The organism is Nonlabens sp., from assembly GCF_018401815.1.
Lineage (GTDB): Bacteria > Bacteroidota > Bacteroidia > Flavobacteriales > Flavobacteriaceae > Nonlabens.
In genome coordinates this window covers 382,834-396,453 of record NZ_JAGYKG010000001.1, presented here as the reverse complement: position 1 = coordinate 396,453, position 13,620 = coordinate 382,834, and the positions used below count along the sequence as shown (strand labels likewise).

Here is a 13,620-nt window from a genome sequence, read left to right as displayed (position 1 = left end):
TCGTTTTAAATTATAAAATTATGGGTTCTAGTTATCGTAAGAATGTTTGTATTCTTGACCAGTAACAATCTTCAACATGTCTTTTTCCAGAGATTCCCTAGGTCGTTCTACATAGCGGCCTATTTCTGTACCGTTGCGGTAAAAGATAAAAGTAGGAACGCGCTGGATGTCGTAATCAGCAACTAAATTTACAGGTCTTTTTTTAGAACGATCCACCGTGATCATGGTAAGTTGATTCATATCAAAATAGGCTGCCTCAAGAATGTTATAAAATTGAGGGGTTTCTCTTTTGGAATCACCACACCAAGTACCCATATAAGCTCTTATCTCTACATCTTTAAGAGCTAATTTAAGAGCATCTATTGTTTCTTGATCGGCCTCATAAGTTTCTAGTCTACTATTGAACCAAGAGTTGTAAGGTGCCTGCATAAAAGCATCCTTTTGAACGACTCCAGTTAGATTTCCAGAGGCATCTTTTGCATAAGAAGCACCTATATCAAGAGTGCCATCTACTTGATTAGCAGCATTTATCTTCTCTTCCATTGTAGTTGTAGTCGTGGTAGTCGTTTTTTCTGTAGAAGCCTTTTGAGTTCCACAAGCAGTAAGTGTTACCGCGGCAAGAAGTATATATATCTTTTTCATACTACTAAATTAATGGTTTTTGCGTCATTTCACTTGGTTGTTGTATTCCTATTAACTTTAATACAGTAGGAGCGATGTCACCTAGAATCCCGTCTTTTACTTGTTTAATATCTTTATCGACTATGATAATCGGTACAGGATTAGTGGTATGTGCTGTATTTACAGATCCATCTGCATTGAGCATCACCTCGCAATTTCCGTGGTCTGCGATAACGATTACCGTATAATCGTTTTCAATGGCAGCGGTAATGACTTCGTTTGCTGCTGTATCTACCGCTTCACATGCCTTTATAGCTGCTTGCATAGAGCCGGTATGACCAACCATATCTGGGTTGGCAAAATTGAGGCATATAAAATCGGCTGCTTTTTTATTAATCTCTGGAATGATACTGCTAGAAACACAATCTATAGACATTTCTGGTTGCAAATCATAAGTGGCGACTTTAGGAGAGTTACACATCAATCTGGTTTCTCCATGAAAAGGTTCTTCTTGACCACCATTAAAGAAAAAGGTCACATGTGGATACTTCTCTGTTTCGGCAATACGTATTTGCTTTTTCCCAGCAGCAGATAGGACTTCTCCTAGTGTGTTTTTAAGGTTGTCTTTTTCAAAGATGATCTTGATGTTTTTGTAGTTGTCATCATATTTGGTCATGGTGACATAGTAAAGATCCAGCGCATGTGTATTTTGCTCATGAAAATCTTTTTGGGATAACATTTGGGTGAGTTCACGACCTCTGTCGGTTCTGTAATTAAAGAAAATAACCACATCGCCTTCTTCTACTAAACCTGCAGGTTCAGTGCCGTTGAGTACCACTATAGGTTCTATAAACTCATCAGTAACACCATTTTTATAATTCTCTTTTATCGCTGCAACAGGATCATGTGTAGGAAGACCCATACCGTGCACGATGACATCATAAGCTTTCTTTACACGATCCCAGCGTTGGTCCCTGTCCATGGCAAAATAACGACCAGTAACAGATGCTAACTGTGCATTGGTACCGCTTATGAAATTCATCAAATCTTCCACATGTCCAGCGCCAGATTTAGGATCTACATCGCGGCCATCAGTAAATGCGTGTATAAAAACCTCTTCTACTTCATGCTCGCTCGCTACCTCTAGCAATGCTTTTAAATGATTGATGTGCGCATGAACGCCACCATCAGATAGCAATCCTAAGAAATGTACTTTTTTAGAGTTCGCTTTCGCGAAAGCGAGGGCATCCACCAGCACTTTCTCCTCTTTAAGCGTGTCGTCTTTTATGGCTTTATTGATTTTGGCAAGATCTTGATAGACAATTCTACCCGCGCCGAGATTCATGTGACCTACCTCACTATTGCCCATTTGTCCTTCAGGAAGTCCTACGTGTTCACCGTCAGTGCGCAAGGTGGCATGAGGGTATTTCTTATATAGGCTGTCAATAAATGGAGTCTTTGCTTGCGCAATAGCACTTACTTTTGGGTCTTGTGTGATTCCCCAACCGTCGAGAATCATTAAAATCGTTTGCTTATTCAATGTGTCAAAATTTGAACTCCTAAATTACGGAAAACGTAGCTTTTTAGCTCTAAATAAGGGAACTGATTGAATCTTTTTCTACGAAAGCGATTGCGATATTTTTAGTTTATGGCATCAGTCTCAGCGTTTCATAGAGAAATACCACTAAAGAATAGTTCCCAAAAGCGGTAAAATTTATAAGGATATTTTTTCTTTTCATAAACACATAAAAATCGCATTGACTTTTTTAAAAAAGTCAATGCGATTTTGCCTACTGCCTACTGCCTATTTCCCGTGCAATCATCCAGCCACCGGTCCAGGCATTTTGAAAATTAAAGCCGCCAGTAATGGCGTCTATGTTTAGGATTTCTCCTGCGAGATACAAATTATCTTGTTTTTTTGAAGAAAAAGACTTGAAGTTGACTTCTTTTAAATCCACACCACCTGCGGTGACAAACTCTTCTTTAAAAGTGCTTTTTCCATTGATAGCAAATGTACTTGCTGTTAATACTGTGGCTAGATTTTGAAGGTCGGTGTTGGAACAATCTGCCCAGTTTTTTTCTGAAAGGCTTATGGGTTCTACTAAATACTTCCAAAGTCGTTTAGGCAAATCAAACAACCACTCGTTACCTACTTGCTTTTTGCTGTCTTTTCTTCTTGCGGCTAAAGTTTCAAAACATTCTTGAGCAGAAATAAAATTCAACCAATTCACCACCAAATCAAATTTATAATCTGATTCATGTAGTACTCTTGCACCCCAAGCACTCATTTTTAAAATGGCCGGCCCCGAAAATCCCCAGTGGGTAAACAATAAAGGTCCTTGAGATTCTAGCTTTAATTGAGGTATTTCTACGCTAGCTTCTAGAGCTATTCCTGCCAACTCAATTATTTTTTTGTCGACTGTATTAAAGGTGAAAAGGGAAGGGACTGCGTTTACAATCGTATGATCTAGTTGACGCATCATTTCCCAAACTTTAGGGCTGCTTCCTGCGGTGACTACAAGATTGTCACAAGTAAAAGAATCTGTTTTAGTATGTAATTTCCAAGAATCTGATTTCTCGATTGAGGCCACATTATTGCTGGTAAGAATATCTATGTGGTGTTTTTGCGCAAGCGAGAGAAAACAGTCGATAATGGTCTGTGAAGAATTAGAAACCGGAAACATACGTCCATCTTCTTCAATTTTTAATGCTACACCACGCTCTTCAAACCAAGCAATGGTATCACTTGTCATAAAACTGTGAAACGGACCTAATAGTTCTTTCTCTCCTCGTGGGTAATTGCGGGATAGGGGTTTTGGTTCAAACTCGGCATGGGTGACATTGCATCTTCCTCCACCTGAAATACGCACTTTTTGGAGTACGTCTTTTCCGCGTTCCAATATCGCAATAGTATGATTACTGGTCTGCTCTGCCAGATTGATAGCGGTAAAAAATCCAGCTGCGCCGCCGCCTATGATTATGGTGTTGTAGTGATTCAATTTGGTTTTTTACTTGGGCTTTTAGAAGTATGAAATATACTGTGAATTGAAATTGTTGTTGAGTGAATTGAGTAAATAATTAGATATGGAATTTTACCTAAATAAAGCTCACGGTAAGGAGCTCTAGAAACTTGAAATGCATGAGGATTTTGTAGTAATAGTTCCCTATGGATTTTCAACGCTTCTTTGAATTCTTGGGCAACTTTTGGACTATGATCTTTGTAGAATAGATAAGCTTCTCTAGATTTTTGAATTGCTCTACGAGAATAATTTAATGAATAATCCAACTTAATCTCCGAAAATTAAATCTTCAGCCTTAGACCATTCTACAGCCAATTCAGGATGCTTGATCATATCTTCACGTTCTTTATCTAAAATTTTATAGAATGAATCAGAAACGATAGGATCGTTTTTTAAAGAATTGATCTGTCCATAGCTAGTTTCAGGTTCACCTAAACTCGAGCCATCTGCTCTGTTAGAGGTTAATAACCTAAGAACTTCTAACAAAGTAATTTCATTATCTATTTTTTTTATCGATAAGATAATTTTATTTTTCAGTTCTTCGTTTTTCATGTTATAAAGTTACTACTTATAATTTACTCCTCAAAAGTAGGAGTGAAAGAGGTGTTTAATTGATAAGCTCTATGAGCGGCAACAAAGTTAGTGGAATCATCAAACAATTCTAGAACAAAGTCACGTTCTATAAATGTGGCTAAATCATCTAAAATTTCATTGTAAGAAGACCAAGGGTAACTAATGATGTCCTCTACAAATCCATCCTTAATTGGATTGCAATGCACATATAAAATAACATTTTTTAAATAGGTTTCTGATGCTATAAGTTTCCTTTTAAAAGGCTTTTTAAATAGACTCCCCGAACGATTATAGGCTTTATTATATGCTTTTGCATAACCTATAAATAAATTTGCAAAGGCTCTTGAAATTAGAGTTTCTTCTACTTCTTTTGTTTTAACAACCAGATGAAAATGGTTTTTCATCAAACAAAAAGCGATAATCTCGCAAACTGGGGCAAGATGTTTTTCCATTTTATCGATAAAGAAAGGATAATTACGAGATTCCTTAAAAATATCAATCATGCCATTTGCTTGATTGAAGATGTGGTAATATTTATCTTTTTCGATTCTATCGTACATAATAACAAGGTAGGAACATCTTTCAAGTCAACCAAACCTGCCAAGAAGAATACTTGGCATGTTAGTTTCTAATTTAAAAAGGATAATTAAGACCCGACATGCCAACTATTGGTGTTGGCATCGTCTGGATCAAGTAGGGAAGCTGATTTTAAAAAAGGTTTGTTTTAAATCTTGAATTCGTGTACGAGATTGTATTTAGGGTTTTCGATGTCAACTAAACCTGCCAAGAAGAATACTTGGTGTGTTAGTTTCTAAAAGGTTTTTTAGAGCGAAATTGTCGAGATCCGACATGCCAACTATTGGTGTTGGCATCGTCTGGAATGGCGACTTGACCTTTCAACTATTCGAGTTAGCATCGTCTGGATGAGGTCGGGGTTTTAATATTCTATACAGACATTCTTAGGTTCGGTAAAGAAGTCCAAAGCTTCAAAACCTCCTTCACGGCCTACACCGCTGTTTTTTACGCCGCCAAAAGGAGTGCGTAAATCTCTATTCAGCCAGGTGTTCACCCATACAATTCCGGCTTCGATTTCTTGGGTCATTCTCATGGTTCTGGATAAATCGTTGGTCCATAAAGTGGCGCTTAATCCGTATTTGGTCCCGTTTGCGAGTTCGAGTGCGTGAGATTCGTCTGTAAATGGCATGATGGTGACTACAGGGCCGAAGATCTCTTCTTGATTCAGTTTACAGTCGTTGGAAGAAACTTCGATTACGGTGGGCTCTAGGTAATAACCGTTTTCATATTCTTTTACGATGACACGGTTTCCGCCGGTTAAGATGCGGTAGTTTTCTGGTTCCGCTTTCGCGAAAGCGAGGTACTCCTCAATCTTCTCTCTATGACCAGCACTGACCACTGGACCAACTTTGGTATTAGACTGGTCTGGAGGTCCTACTCTCAGATTCTTTACACGATCAACAAAGTCTGTTTTAAAACGCTCATAAATCTCCTGCTGCACAAAAATACGGCTGCCGCAAAGACAGATCTGACCTTGATTGGCAAAGGAGGAACGCACGGTGGTGTCTAGCATTTTATCATAATCACAGTCTGCAAAAATGAGGTTGGGGTTCTTACCTCCCAATTCCAAAGAAAGTTTCTTAAACATAGGTGCAGCAGTTCTTGCAATGTGCGCGCCAGTAGTGGTGCCTCCAGTAAAACTGATGGCTTTGATATCTGGATGCGCGACAATTGCCTGACCACAGCTCGCTCCATTTCCATGAATGATGTTGAGCACACCAGCAGGAAGACCTGCTTTTTTAACGATTTCGCCCAATAAATAAGCAGTGGCAGGAGTGACCTCACTAGGCTTAGCTACCACACAATTTCCAGCGGCGATGGCTGGAGCAATTTTCCAAGTAAATAAATACAAAGGCAAATTCCACGGAGAGATGCAACCTACCACACCTATTGGTTTGCGTAGCGTATAATTCATGGAGTTCTTGCCAACACTTTCATGAGCTTTAGTAGCGTATTGAGTAATGGCATGCCCGTAAAATCTAAAATTAGAAGAGGCTCGAGGTATGTCAACTGATTTTGCGAGCCAAAGAGGCTTTCCATTATCACGAGATTCTGCTGCAGCCAGATCTTCTAGGTTTTCTTCTATCAAGTCGGCAATGCGCAACATGATTTTAGAACGTTCATCAATACTGGTATTGGACCAAGAAGGGAAAGCAGTTTTTGCCGCTTGATACGCATTCTCTACGTCATCTTCGTTAGAGTTAGGGATTTCTCCATAAATAGTTCCTGATGCGGGTTCGTAATTATCCAACCAAAATCCTGATAAAGGAATTTGTTCTTCGTTATTGATGAAATTTTTTATGTCCATTTTTTCTTAACTCTTAACTCTTAACTCTTAATTATTTCACTGTTAGTTCATCTACAAAAATCCACGCAGTCCCATCATAAGGATGCCCCAAATGCCATTCTGGTAGTTTACCATAAGTAACAGCTCTCATTTTTACAAAACGCACATTTTTTACTGAGGTTTTAATGAGGACATCATGAATACCAACGATTTCTTCTTTGCCAGTTTCAGGCAGTTTTTCTGATACTGTTTTGAGGAGTTTTTTATTCTCGTCATAGAGTTCAAAGATGACTTCTTTGGGATAGAAAATCCAGCTGCGTTGGTCTTTTAAGAAACTGCTACTGACTTGTTGTATCTCTTTGGAACTTCCTAAATCTACTGTAGCTATGACATCTTCTTTTTGTGTTCCTTGCCAGGATCCAGAGCGGAAATCTCGGGTTCCTTTCATACCGTCTATCAAGGCATCGTTACCTCCAGCACTGTATTCGTTTGCATAGGTATGCTCTAATACGACGGACATATTCTTGTCGTATTTGTAAAAGTCGGTGGTAAGGGTATGGCTTATTTTGTGGTCTTTTACCGCATTAACTGAGAGCTTTATAGGTTCTGAAATAAGTATAGGGCTTTCGTATAATTCAAATTGGCTGCCATTGATGCTGTAAAATATCTCTGCATCTGTGTCAATCGTATTCAGCGTAATTGTGGTTGTGTCAGAAAAGGAAATAGCTCCAGTTTCTATATAAGGAACTGCGGTAATTAATTCTGTAGCAATAGCAGTTACTGGTCGGTCTTCCATTGCTGTTCCCCAGGACGAGGGTTCTTTACTCATTTCAAAGACCAGTGCTCCCCCTTTGGTGATCATATCATGAGTGATAAATGATTTGGAAATCGAACGTGAAGAGGTCTTGGAATCATTTTCCGCTTTCGCGAAAGCGATACTTTCTATATACGGGCCAGCTCCATTTTTAATAAAGGTGAACTGCTCACCATTTTCTAGGTTAATCGTCGCTTTGTCAAATAATGGCGTTCCAATAATATATTGGTTGCTTCCTGGAGTCACCGGATAAAAACCTAGTGCGCTCAATACATACCAAGCGCTCATCTGACCGCAATCTTCATTTCCAGAAACGCCGTCTGGAGCGTTGTGGTATAGAGTGGTGAGTATTTCATGGACTTTTTCCTGAGTTTTATGAGGCTTGCCAATGAAATTATATAAGTATGCCATATGATGGCTAGGCTCATTTCCATGGGCGTATTGACCTATCAATCCAGTAATATCGGCTTGATGGCGGCCAGAGGTTTGCATTTTTGCAGTAAACATATGATCGAGGTGTTTTTCATAAGCGGCATCACCTCCCATTAACTTGATGTGTCCAGAAACATCTTGTGGGGTGTACAAACTGTATTGCCAGGCATTTGCTTCTGTATAATTGAAGTTGACCTCTTCTGGTTTAAAAGGAGCAAACCATGTATTGCGGTAACGACCTTGTAAAAATCCAGTAGCCGGATTGTACATGTTCTTATAATTTTGTGCCCTCCGAGTAAATTCAGCATACTTTTCTTCATTGCCCATAGCTTTTGCCATTTGTGCGATTGTCCAGTCGTCATAGGCATATTCTAGTGTTTTAGAAACCGACTCACTTTCTAATTCTACGGGGATAAAGCCGTATTTTTTATAAGATTCTAATCCTAGTTGATCTTGATCAGCACTGTACAGCATGGCTTCAAAAGCTTTGTCTACATCGTAATCTCTGATCCCTTTTAAATAAGCATCTGCAATGATGGAAACCCCGTGATAACCGATCATGCAGCCCGTATAATTACCGCTCAAATCCCAAATAGGAAGAATGCCACCTTCATCGTATTTGGCCGTTAGTGTTTGGATAAAATCCTTGGTGCGTTTTTGTTCTATAATCGTGTATAAAGGATGAGCCGCTCTATAGGTATCCCACATCGAGAAAACAGTGTAGTAATCAAAGTCTTTAGTTTTATGAATTTCTAGATCCATACCGCGATAACGTCCATCCACATCTTGATACAAATTGGGAGCTATCATGGTATGGTACAAAGCACTGTAAAAGTTGACTTTGTTATCGTAATTTGTGTCTTCTATTACAATTTTATTCAGTTGCTTTTCCCAAGAGGCGTTAGCTTGGTTTTTAATAGTTTCAAAATCGTTGTTGCCTATTTCGGTTTCTAGGTTTTGTTTTGCTCCAGCTTCATCTACTGCGCTAATTCCTATTTTAATGCTGACGGGTTCATTGTTTGGGTTGTCAAAATTTAGAGCTACTTTTTTAGGAGTCACCTCCTGTTTTGTATCCCAGTTTTTAATAGGATGAGACGTGGTCAAATAGAAATACAATAGTTGATTGGTTGCCCACGCGCTAGAAAAACGCTTTCCAGAAATTTCTGTTGCTGAAGTAACTTGTAAATCGTGTTCTATCAACTTATCTCTATGCTCTAAATCCAGAATTACAAATTGATTCTTTGAAGAAGGGAATTGATATTCGTGCATTCCTGCTCGTTCAGTAACTGTTAATCGCACATCAATGTCGGTATCGTCCAGATGTACTTCATAATACCCAGGACTGGCATTCTCCTTATCATGAGAGAACTTTGAAGAATACCCCTCCATGCCATCCGCGCCGTTATTATAGACTGCTTTGTCGGTAGGCATGAGAAGAATATCTCCATAATCACTCACGCCAGTACCGCTTAAATGGGTGTGTGAAAATCCGTATATCACATCGTCACTGTAGTGATAACCGCTACAGCCATCCCACCCGTCAAGACGTGTGTCAGGACTCAATTGCATCATACCAAAAGGCATAGTTGCTCCTGGATAGGTATGCCCATGGCCGCCAGTTCCTATAAACGTATTGACATATTCGGTCACTGATCGGTCTGCGCTGGCAGGGGAAGAATCGACTTTAGAGTCTTCTTTGCAGCTAGAAATAGTTGTGGTGATAACAATTAAAAAGAGATAAAATATGGTTTTCATGTTATGATTAAAGTATAAGGCTTAAAGATATGGAAAAGGTTTTTCTTTGTTTGCTTTAATACCGCTTTCGCGAAAGCGGCATAACTTTAACTCTTAATTAAGCTATGAACTTTATCTTTGTATCATGTTAACACCACTATCAGAACAGGAATTACACCAACTAGCCATGAATATCGTAGGAAAAGAAATGGAAGAGTTGGGATTTGAGTTTTTATCAATCAATTCTAAGCCTAAAAAAGACCCTCAATTTGTAGCATTAAAAGACAAATTTTTACATTTTGTAGTCGTTCGTGCAGTTACTTATCCTGCAAATCCAGTACATTATGATGAGAAATTACTTCATATGATGCGCGATCATGGGAATAAATATAAGGCCACTACCTATTATGCTGGAGTAGGTCTCGCCAATTCTCGAGATTATGAAATGCCAGTGCATCATGAAGATGATTTTGTGGTGAATTTTGCAGGATTGATAGAAATCAAATAGCCTTGCACCTTAAAATTAAGAGCGCTAACTGCGATAACAGATGTTGCGCTACACCTGTCGCTTAAAAAATAAAGAGCACTTACTTTAACTAGTTGGTAAACTAGTTTTTTTTTAAAATTAAAACACATATAATATGAGATTTTGTTTAGTTATCGCAGTGGCACTTTTGTTTTTTTCTTGTAAAGAAAAAGAGGTTGAAGTCGCTGTTCCCGAAGCACAACAATTTGTGGGCAATGCGATAGGGACCACCTATTCTATAAAGTTATTTGCAGACGAAGAAATACAAGTAAAAGCAGAAGTAGATAGTATTATCGACATGTTCAATAATTCTATGAGCACTTGGGTAAAAGGCTCGTTAATCAATAGAATCAATGCAGGTGAAGACAGCGTTCTCGTAGGCAAACCTTTTAAAGAAGTATTTGAACAGGCACAAGTAGTCTATCGCAAGACAGAAGGTTATTTCGATCCCACGGTTGGGAATCTAGTGAACGCTTATGGTTTTGGCGCTGATGGGAAACAAGAGCGAATTCCTTCTCAAAAGCAAATCGATAGCCTTAAGCAATTGGTTGGTTTTCACAAAATGCAATTGGTCCCCTCTCAAGTAAAAGATTCTTTTTATATCAAGTCTTCTCAAAAGGGGATGTACCTAGAATTTAATGCTATCGCAAAAGGAACATTGGTGGATTATATGGCCAGGCTTCTCGATCAAAAGGGAGTGGAAAATTATTTGGTAGAAGTTGGCGGAGAAGTAGTTACCAAAGGAATGAATCTAGAGCGCAACGGAAAATGGTCTGTAGGTATAGACGATCCCAATCAAAAGCCTATGCAGCGCCAGTATATTACCGTGGTGGAATTATCTGATAAGGCCATGGCTGGAAGCGGTAATTACCGCAAGTTTAAAATAGATCCAGAAAGTGGTCAAGAGTTGGTACACACGGTAAACCCGTTGACAGGGATGGCGCAACCCAGTGAGGTTCTAGGGGTTAATGTAATTGCAAAAAACTGCACCCTTGCCGACGGTTTTGCTACAGCTTTTATGGCTATGCCGCTAGAGAAGTCTAAAGAATTGCTTCAGAATCTGTCAGAAATAGAGGTGCTTATTATGTATACAGATAGGAGTGGATTATTGAGATTTGAAACCACACCAGGTTTCCAAGGCTATGTTAAGCAGGCGGGATAGGTTTTAACCTACTTAACCTTGTAAAGCGTAAATATGCCGCTTTCCAAAGGGTAGAATTAATTCTACCCTTTGGAAAGTAAAAAAGCGCTTAATTTTCTAATTCAGGATTTACGGTTCCTTTATCATGATGTGTTTTTTGATTTCTAATATATTCTGCAATAAAGCTTACATCTTTTTTACTCACTGTAAAAGCTCCATATCCTCTAGACCATTCAAAAAAGTCACTTTGAGTTAACTCGTTCAAAAACCTAGAACTGGGTGCCTTTAAATTTTTAACCACAGATGCTATGGTTATTGTCGATGTAATTTTTAAAAGTAAATGTATATGATCTTGCATTCCATTTATCATTAGCGGTGTTAGTTCTAGCTCTAATGACTTATTCCATAAAAATTGATGCAACTATTTTTCAAATCTGTCGGTTATTAAGTAATCACGATATTTGGTCACAAAAACTAGATGGATGTATAGTTGTAGGTTATTTCTAGACATGAAATAAAATTATATATTATTTATTAAAGTGAAAGTAAGAGCATGTCAAGGCTTTGTTTTCCCTATGGGTAGAATTAACACTACCCTTAGGGAAAACCTGTTCTGCCAGCATCATATTTTAATTTAAGAAATAAGGTTTATTTACTCACCAAAGGAATCAACTCTCCAGCAGCAATTCGGTAACGGTCTACTTGCTCAGCACTAAGCTCTTTGGTGTAATCCACTGCTTTTACTGTAAAACCTACTTTTTCTAATCGGTCAAAATAATCCATTCCATAAACACGCACATGGTCGTACTGTCCAAAAATACGAGCACGTTCCTTAGGATCGGTAATGGAGTCATCTTCAAATGTTAGGTCGCGATCATTTTCTAATGGTACTTGTAGAATTGCTTTCCCGCCAGGTTTGAGAACTCTATAGATTTCTTGCATGGCTTTAATATCGTCTGGGATATGTTCTAAGACGTGATTACAAAGAATAAAATCAAACTCATTATCAGCAAAGGGCAGGTTGCAAATATCGGCAGACACGTCAGCAAGTGGCGAATTGAGGTCGGTGGTGGTGTAGTTGAGGGTCTCGCTTTCGCGAAAGCGGTTATAAAAACATTGCTCTGGAGCAAAATGCAACAACTTTTGTGGTTTGGTTAATAAATCGGTTTTGTGCTTCAGGTACAGCCATAATAATCGATGACGCTCTAAGGAAAGAGTGGATGGAGAAAGCACATTCTCCCGCACCTTTTCATAACCATAAGGCAAGAAACTTTTAAAGGTCTTCCCATCAATAGGGTCTTTATATGGCCCTCCGCTATACCACCATGCGATCAATGGACGCACGTAATAACTCGCGCTGATAAGCCAAGGTCTAGGGATGAGGTTGAGAAAGAATTTAAAGAGTTTTTTCATGTTTAATCTTGTCATTCCACACTTGATGCGGAATCTACTTGTTCTATCTGCACTTTAGTTTAACTCTAAGGTCTTTTTCCTCAACCCTAAAGGCTGAGAATTTCTTTTCCTAATCAAAAAGTGTTGGGCTTTCTATTTGATTTTACTTTTCATTTTATTTTTAACCTTTCCAGCGATAAGGATCTTCTTCGTTAGAAGTAATTCCTAGCACTTCATAGATATAATCAAACGTACTTAATAAGCGAGGCTCACCATCTACTATAGCTATATTGTGCTCAAAATGCGCACTAGGTTTCATGTCTTTGGTTTTGATGGTCCAGCCATCAGAATAATGCTTGATGTCTTTAGTTCCTAAGTTGATCATAGGTTCTATAGCTACGGTCATTCCTTCTACAAATTTCTTACCGCGACCGCGTTTTCCGTAATTAGGCATTTGTGGATCTTCATGCATTACTCTTCCCAGTCCATGACCTACCAATTCACGTACGACCCCGTAACCAAAAGATTCACAATATTCCTGAATCGCATAACCTACATCACCCACTCGGTTTCCAGTTCTAAACTGTTCGATTCCTACGTATAAAGATTTTTTTGTTCTGTCGAGAAGATCAATCGTTTCTTGAGGCACTTCTCCTACGGTAAAGGTATAGGCGTGATCACCATAAAAACCATCTACTATAGCACCACAATCTATAGAAAGTACATCACCTTCTTTGATCGCTACTTCTTTAGGGATTCCATGAACAACTTCTTCATTAGGAGAAATAAGTAAGGTGCTCGGACAATCATACAATCCTTTAAATCCAGGAATGGCGCCATTGTCACGTATGTATTGTTCAGCAAGCGTATCTAGCCTTAGGCTAGTGACTCCTGGTTTGATTTCGGCTGCAATCATTCCTAAGGTTTTACTAACCATTAAGGCCGCACGACGCATGATTTCTAGCTCTTCTTTATTCTTTGTAACAATCATATTTTATAGAAAGA

At 38.8% G+C, this 13,620-nt stretch carries 13 protein-coding genes; 2 read left to right on the top strand and 11 right to left on the bottom strand.

The genetic code is table 11. The features are described 5' to 3' along the window. Positions 1 to 27 precede the first annotated feature (27 nt). The 8 genes from KG732_RS01845 to KG732_RS01810 form a co-directional block, all read right to left on the bottom strand. Positions 28 to 642, bottom strand: coding sequence for a thioredoxin family protein (locus KG732_RS01845; RefSeq protein ID WP_213520638.1), 615 nt, complete (start codon positions 640 to 642; stop codon positions 28 to 30). Between the two features lie 4 nt (positions 643 to 646). Beyond that, positions 647 to 2,161, bottom strand: a complete 1,515-nt coding sequence (gene gpmI / locus KG732_RS01840) for a 2,3-bisphosphoglycerate-independent phosphoglycerate mutase (RefSeq protein ID WP_213520636.1) — start codon at positions 2,159 to 2,161, stop codon at positions 647 to 649. A gap of 250 nt (positions 2,162 to 2,411) precedes the next feature. Continuing rightward, positions 2,412 to 3,620, bottom strand: a complete 1,209-nt coding sequence (locus tag KG732_RS01835) for an NAD(P)/FAD-dependent oxidoreductase (protein ID WP_213520634.1) — start codon at positions 3,618 to 3,620, stop codon at positions 2,412 to 2,414. Continuing rightward, complete coding sequence (locus KG732_RS13135; protein WP_213520632.1) at positions 3,617 to 3,907, bottom strand: type II toxin-antitoxin system RelE/ParE family toxin; 291 nt, start codon at positions 3,905 to 3,907, stop codon at positions 3,617 to 3,619. The genes KG732_RS01835 and KG732_RS13135 overlap by 4 nt, the downstream gene beginning before the upstream one ends. A gap of 1 nt (position 3,908) precedes the next feature. Further along, positions 3,909 to 4,193, bottom strand: coding sequence for a hypothetical protein (locus KG732_RS01825; protein ID WP_213520630.1), 285 nt, complete (start codon positions 4,191 to 4,193; stop codon positions 3,909 to 3,911). A gap of 23 nt (positions 4,194 to 4,216) precedes the next feature. Then, a complete protein-coding gene (locus tag KG732_RS01820) occupies positions 4,217 to 4,774 on the bottom strand; it encodes a transposase (RefSeq protein WP_213520628.1) in 558 nt (185 codons plus the stop codon). A gap of 377 nt (positions 4,775 to 5,151) precedes the next feature. Further along, positions 5,152 to 6,597 carry an aldehyde dehydrogenase gene (locus KG732_RS01815; protein WP_213520626.1) on the bottom strand — a complete coding sequence of 482 codons (1,446 nt, stop codon included), beginning with the start codon at positions 6,595 to 6,597 and terminating at the stop codon, positions 5,152 to 5,154. 31 nt (positions 6,598 to 6,628) lie between these two features. Continuing rightward, entirely contained in the window at positions 6,629 to 9,577 is a 2,949-nt protein-coding gene (locus KG732_RS01810; protein WP_213520624.1) for a GH92 family glycosyl hydrolase, read from the bottom strand. A gap of 124 nt (positions 9,578 to 9,701) precedes the next feature. Between KG732_RS01810 and KG732_RS01805 the strand changes: the two genes are divergently transcribed. Further along, positions 9,702 to 10,064 (top strand): Na(+)-translocating NADH-quinone reductase subunit F, encoded by a 363-nt coding sequence (locus KG732_RS01805; RefSeq protein WP_213520622.1) that lies wholly within the window; start codon positions 9,702 to 9,704, stop codon positions 10,062 to 10,064. A 133-nt stretch (positions 10,065 to 10,197) separates the two neighbouring features. Then, on the top strand, positions 10,198 to 11,244 hold the full coding sequence (locus KG732_RS01800) for an FAD:protein FMN transferase (protein WP_213520620.1): 1,047 nt from the start codon (positions 10,198 to 10,200) through the stop codon (positions 11,242 to 11,244). An 88-nt stretch (positions 11,245 to 11,332) separates the two neighbouring features. On the opposite strand, the gene KG732_RS01795 is transcribed toward KG732_RS01800, so the two are convergent. The 3 genes from KG732_RS01795 to map form a co-directional block, all read right to left on the bottom strand. Next, a complete protein-coding gene (locus KG732_RS01795; RefSeq protein WP_213520618.1) occupies positions 11,333 to 11,644 on the bottom strand; it encodes a transposase in 312 nt (103 codons plus the stop codon). 227 nt (positions 11,645 to 11,871) lie between these two features. Next, positions 11,872 to 12,636, bottom strand: coding sequence for a class I SAM-dependent methyltransferase (locus tag KG732_RS01790; protein WP_213520616.1), 765 nt, complete (start codon positions 12,634 to 12,636; stop codon positions 11,872 to 11,874). Positions 12,637 to 12,796: 160 nt separating this feature from the next. Then, the gene (gene map / locus KG732_RS01785; protein ID WP_213520614.1) at positions 12,797 to 13,606 is read right to left on the bottom strand and encodes a type I methionyl aminopeptidase; all 810 of its coding nucleotides are present in this window, start codon (positions 13,604 to 13,606) and stop codon (positions 12,797 to 12,799) included. Positions 13,607 to 13,620: the final 14 nt, after the last annotated feature.

Bases quoted from the DNA above. Each gene is read 5' to 3' on its own strand.
- KG732_RS01805 (WP_213520622.1), top strand. From the start codon at position 9,702: ATGTTAACACCACTATCAGAACAGGAATTACACCAACTAGCCATGAAT.
- KG732_RS01815 (WP_213520626.1), bottom strand. From the start codon at position 6,597: ATGGACATAAAAAATTTCATCAATAACGAAGAACAAATTCCTTTATCA.
- KG732_RS01820 (WP_213520628.1), bottom strand. From the start codon at position 4,774: ATGTACGATAGAATCGAAAAAGATAAATATTACCACATCTTCAATCAA.
- KG732_RS01790 (WP_213520616.1), bottom strand. From the start codon at position 12,636: ATGAAAAAACTCTTTAAATTCTTTCTCAACCTCATCCCTAGACCTTGG.
- map (WP_213520614.1), bottom strand. From the start codon at position 13,606: ATGATTGTTACAAAGAATAAAGAAGAGCTAGAAATCATGCGTCGTGCG.
- KG732_RS01845 (WP_213520638.1), bottom strand. From the start codon at position 642: ATGAAAAAGATATATATACTTCTTGCCGCGGTAACACTTACTGCTTGT.
- KG732_RS01825 (WP_213520630.1), bottom strand. From the start codon at position 4,193: ATGAAAAACGAAGAACTGAAAAATAAAATTATCTTATCGATAAAAAAA.
- KG732_RS01810 (WP_213520624.1), bottom strand. From the start codon at position 9,577: ATGAAAACCATATTTTATCTCTTTTTAATTGTTATCACCACAACTATT.
- KG732_RS01800 (WP_213520620.1), top strand. From the start codon at position 10,198: ATGAGATTTTGTTTAGTTATCGCAGTGGCACTTTTGTTTTTTTCTTGT.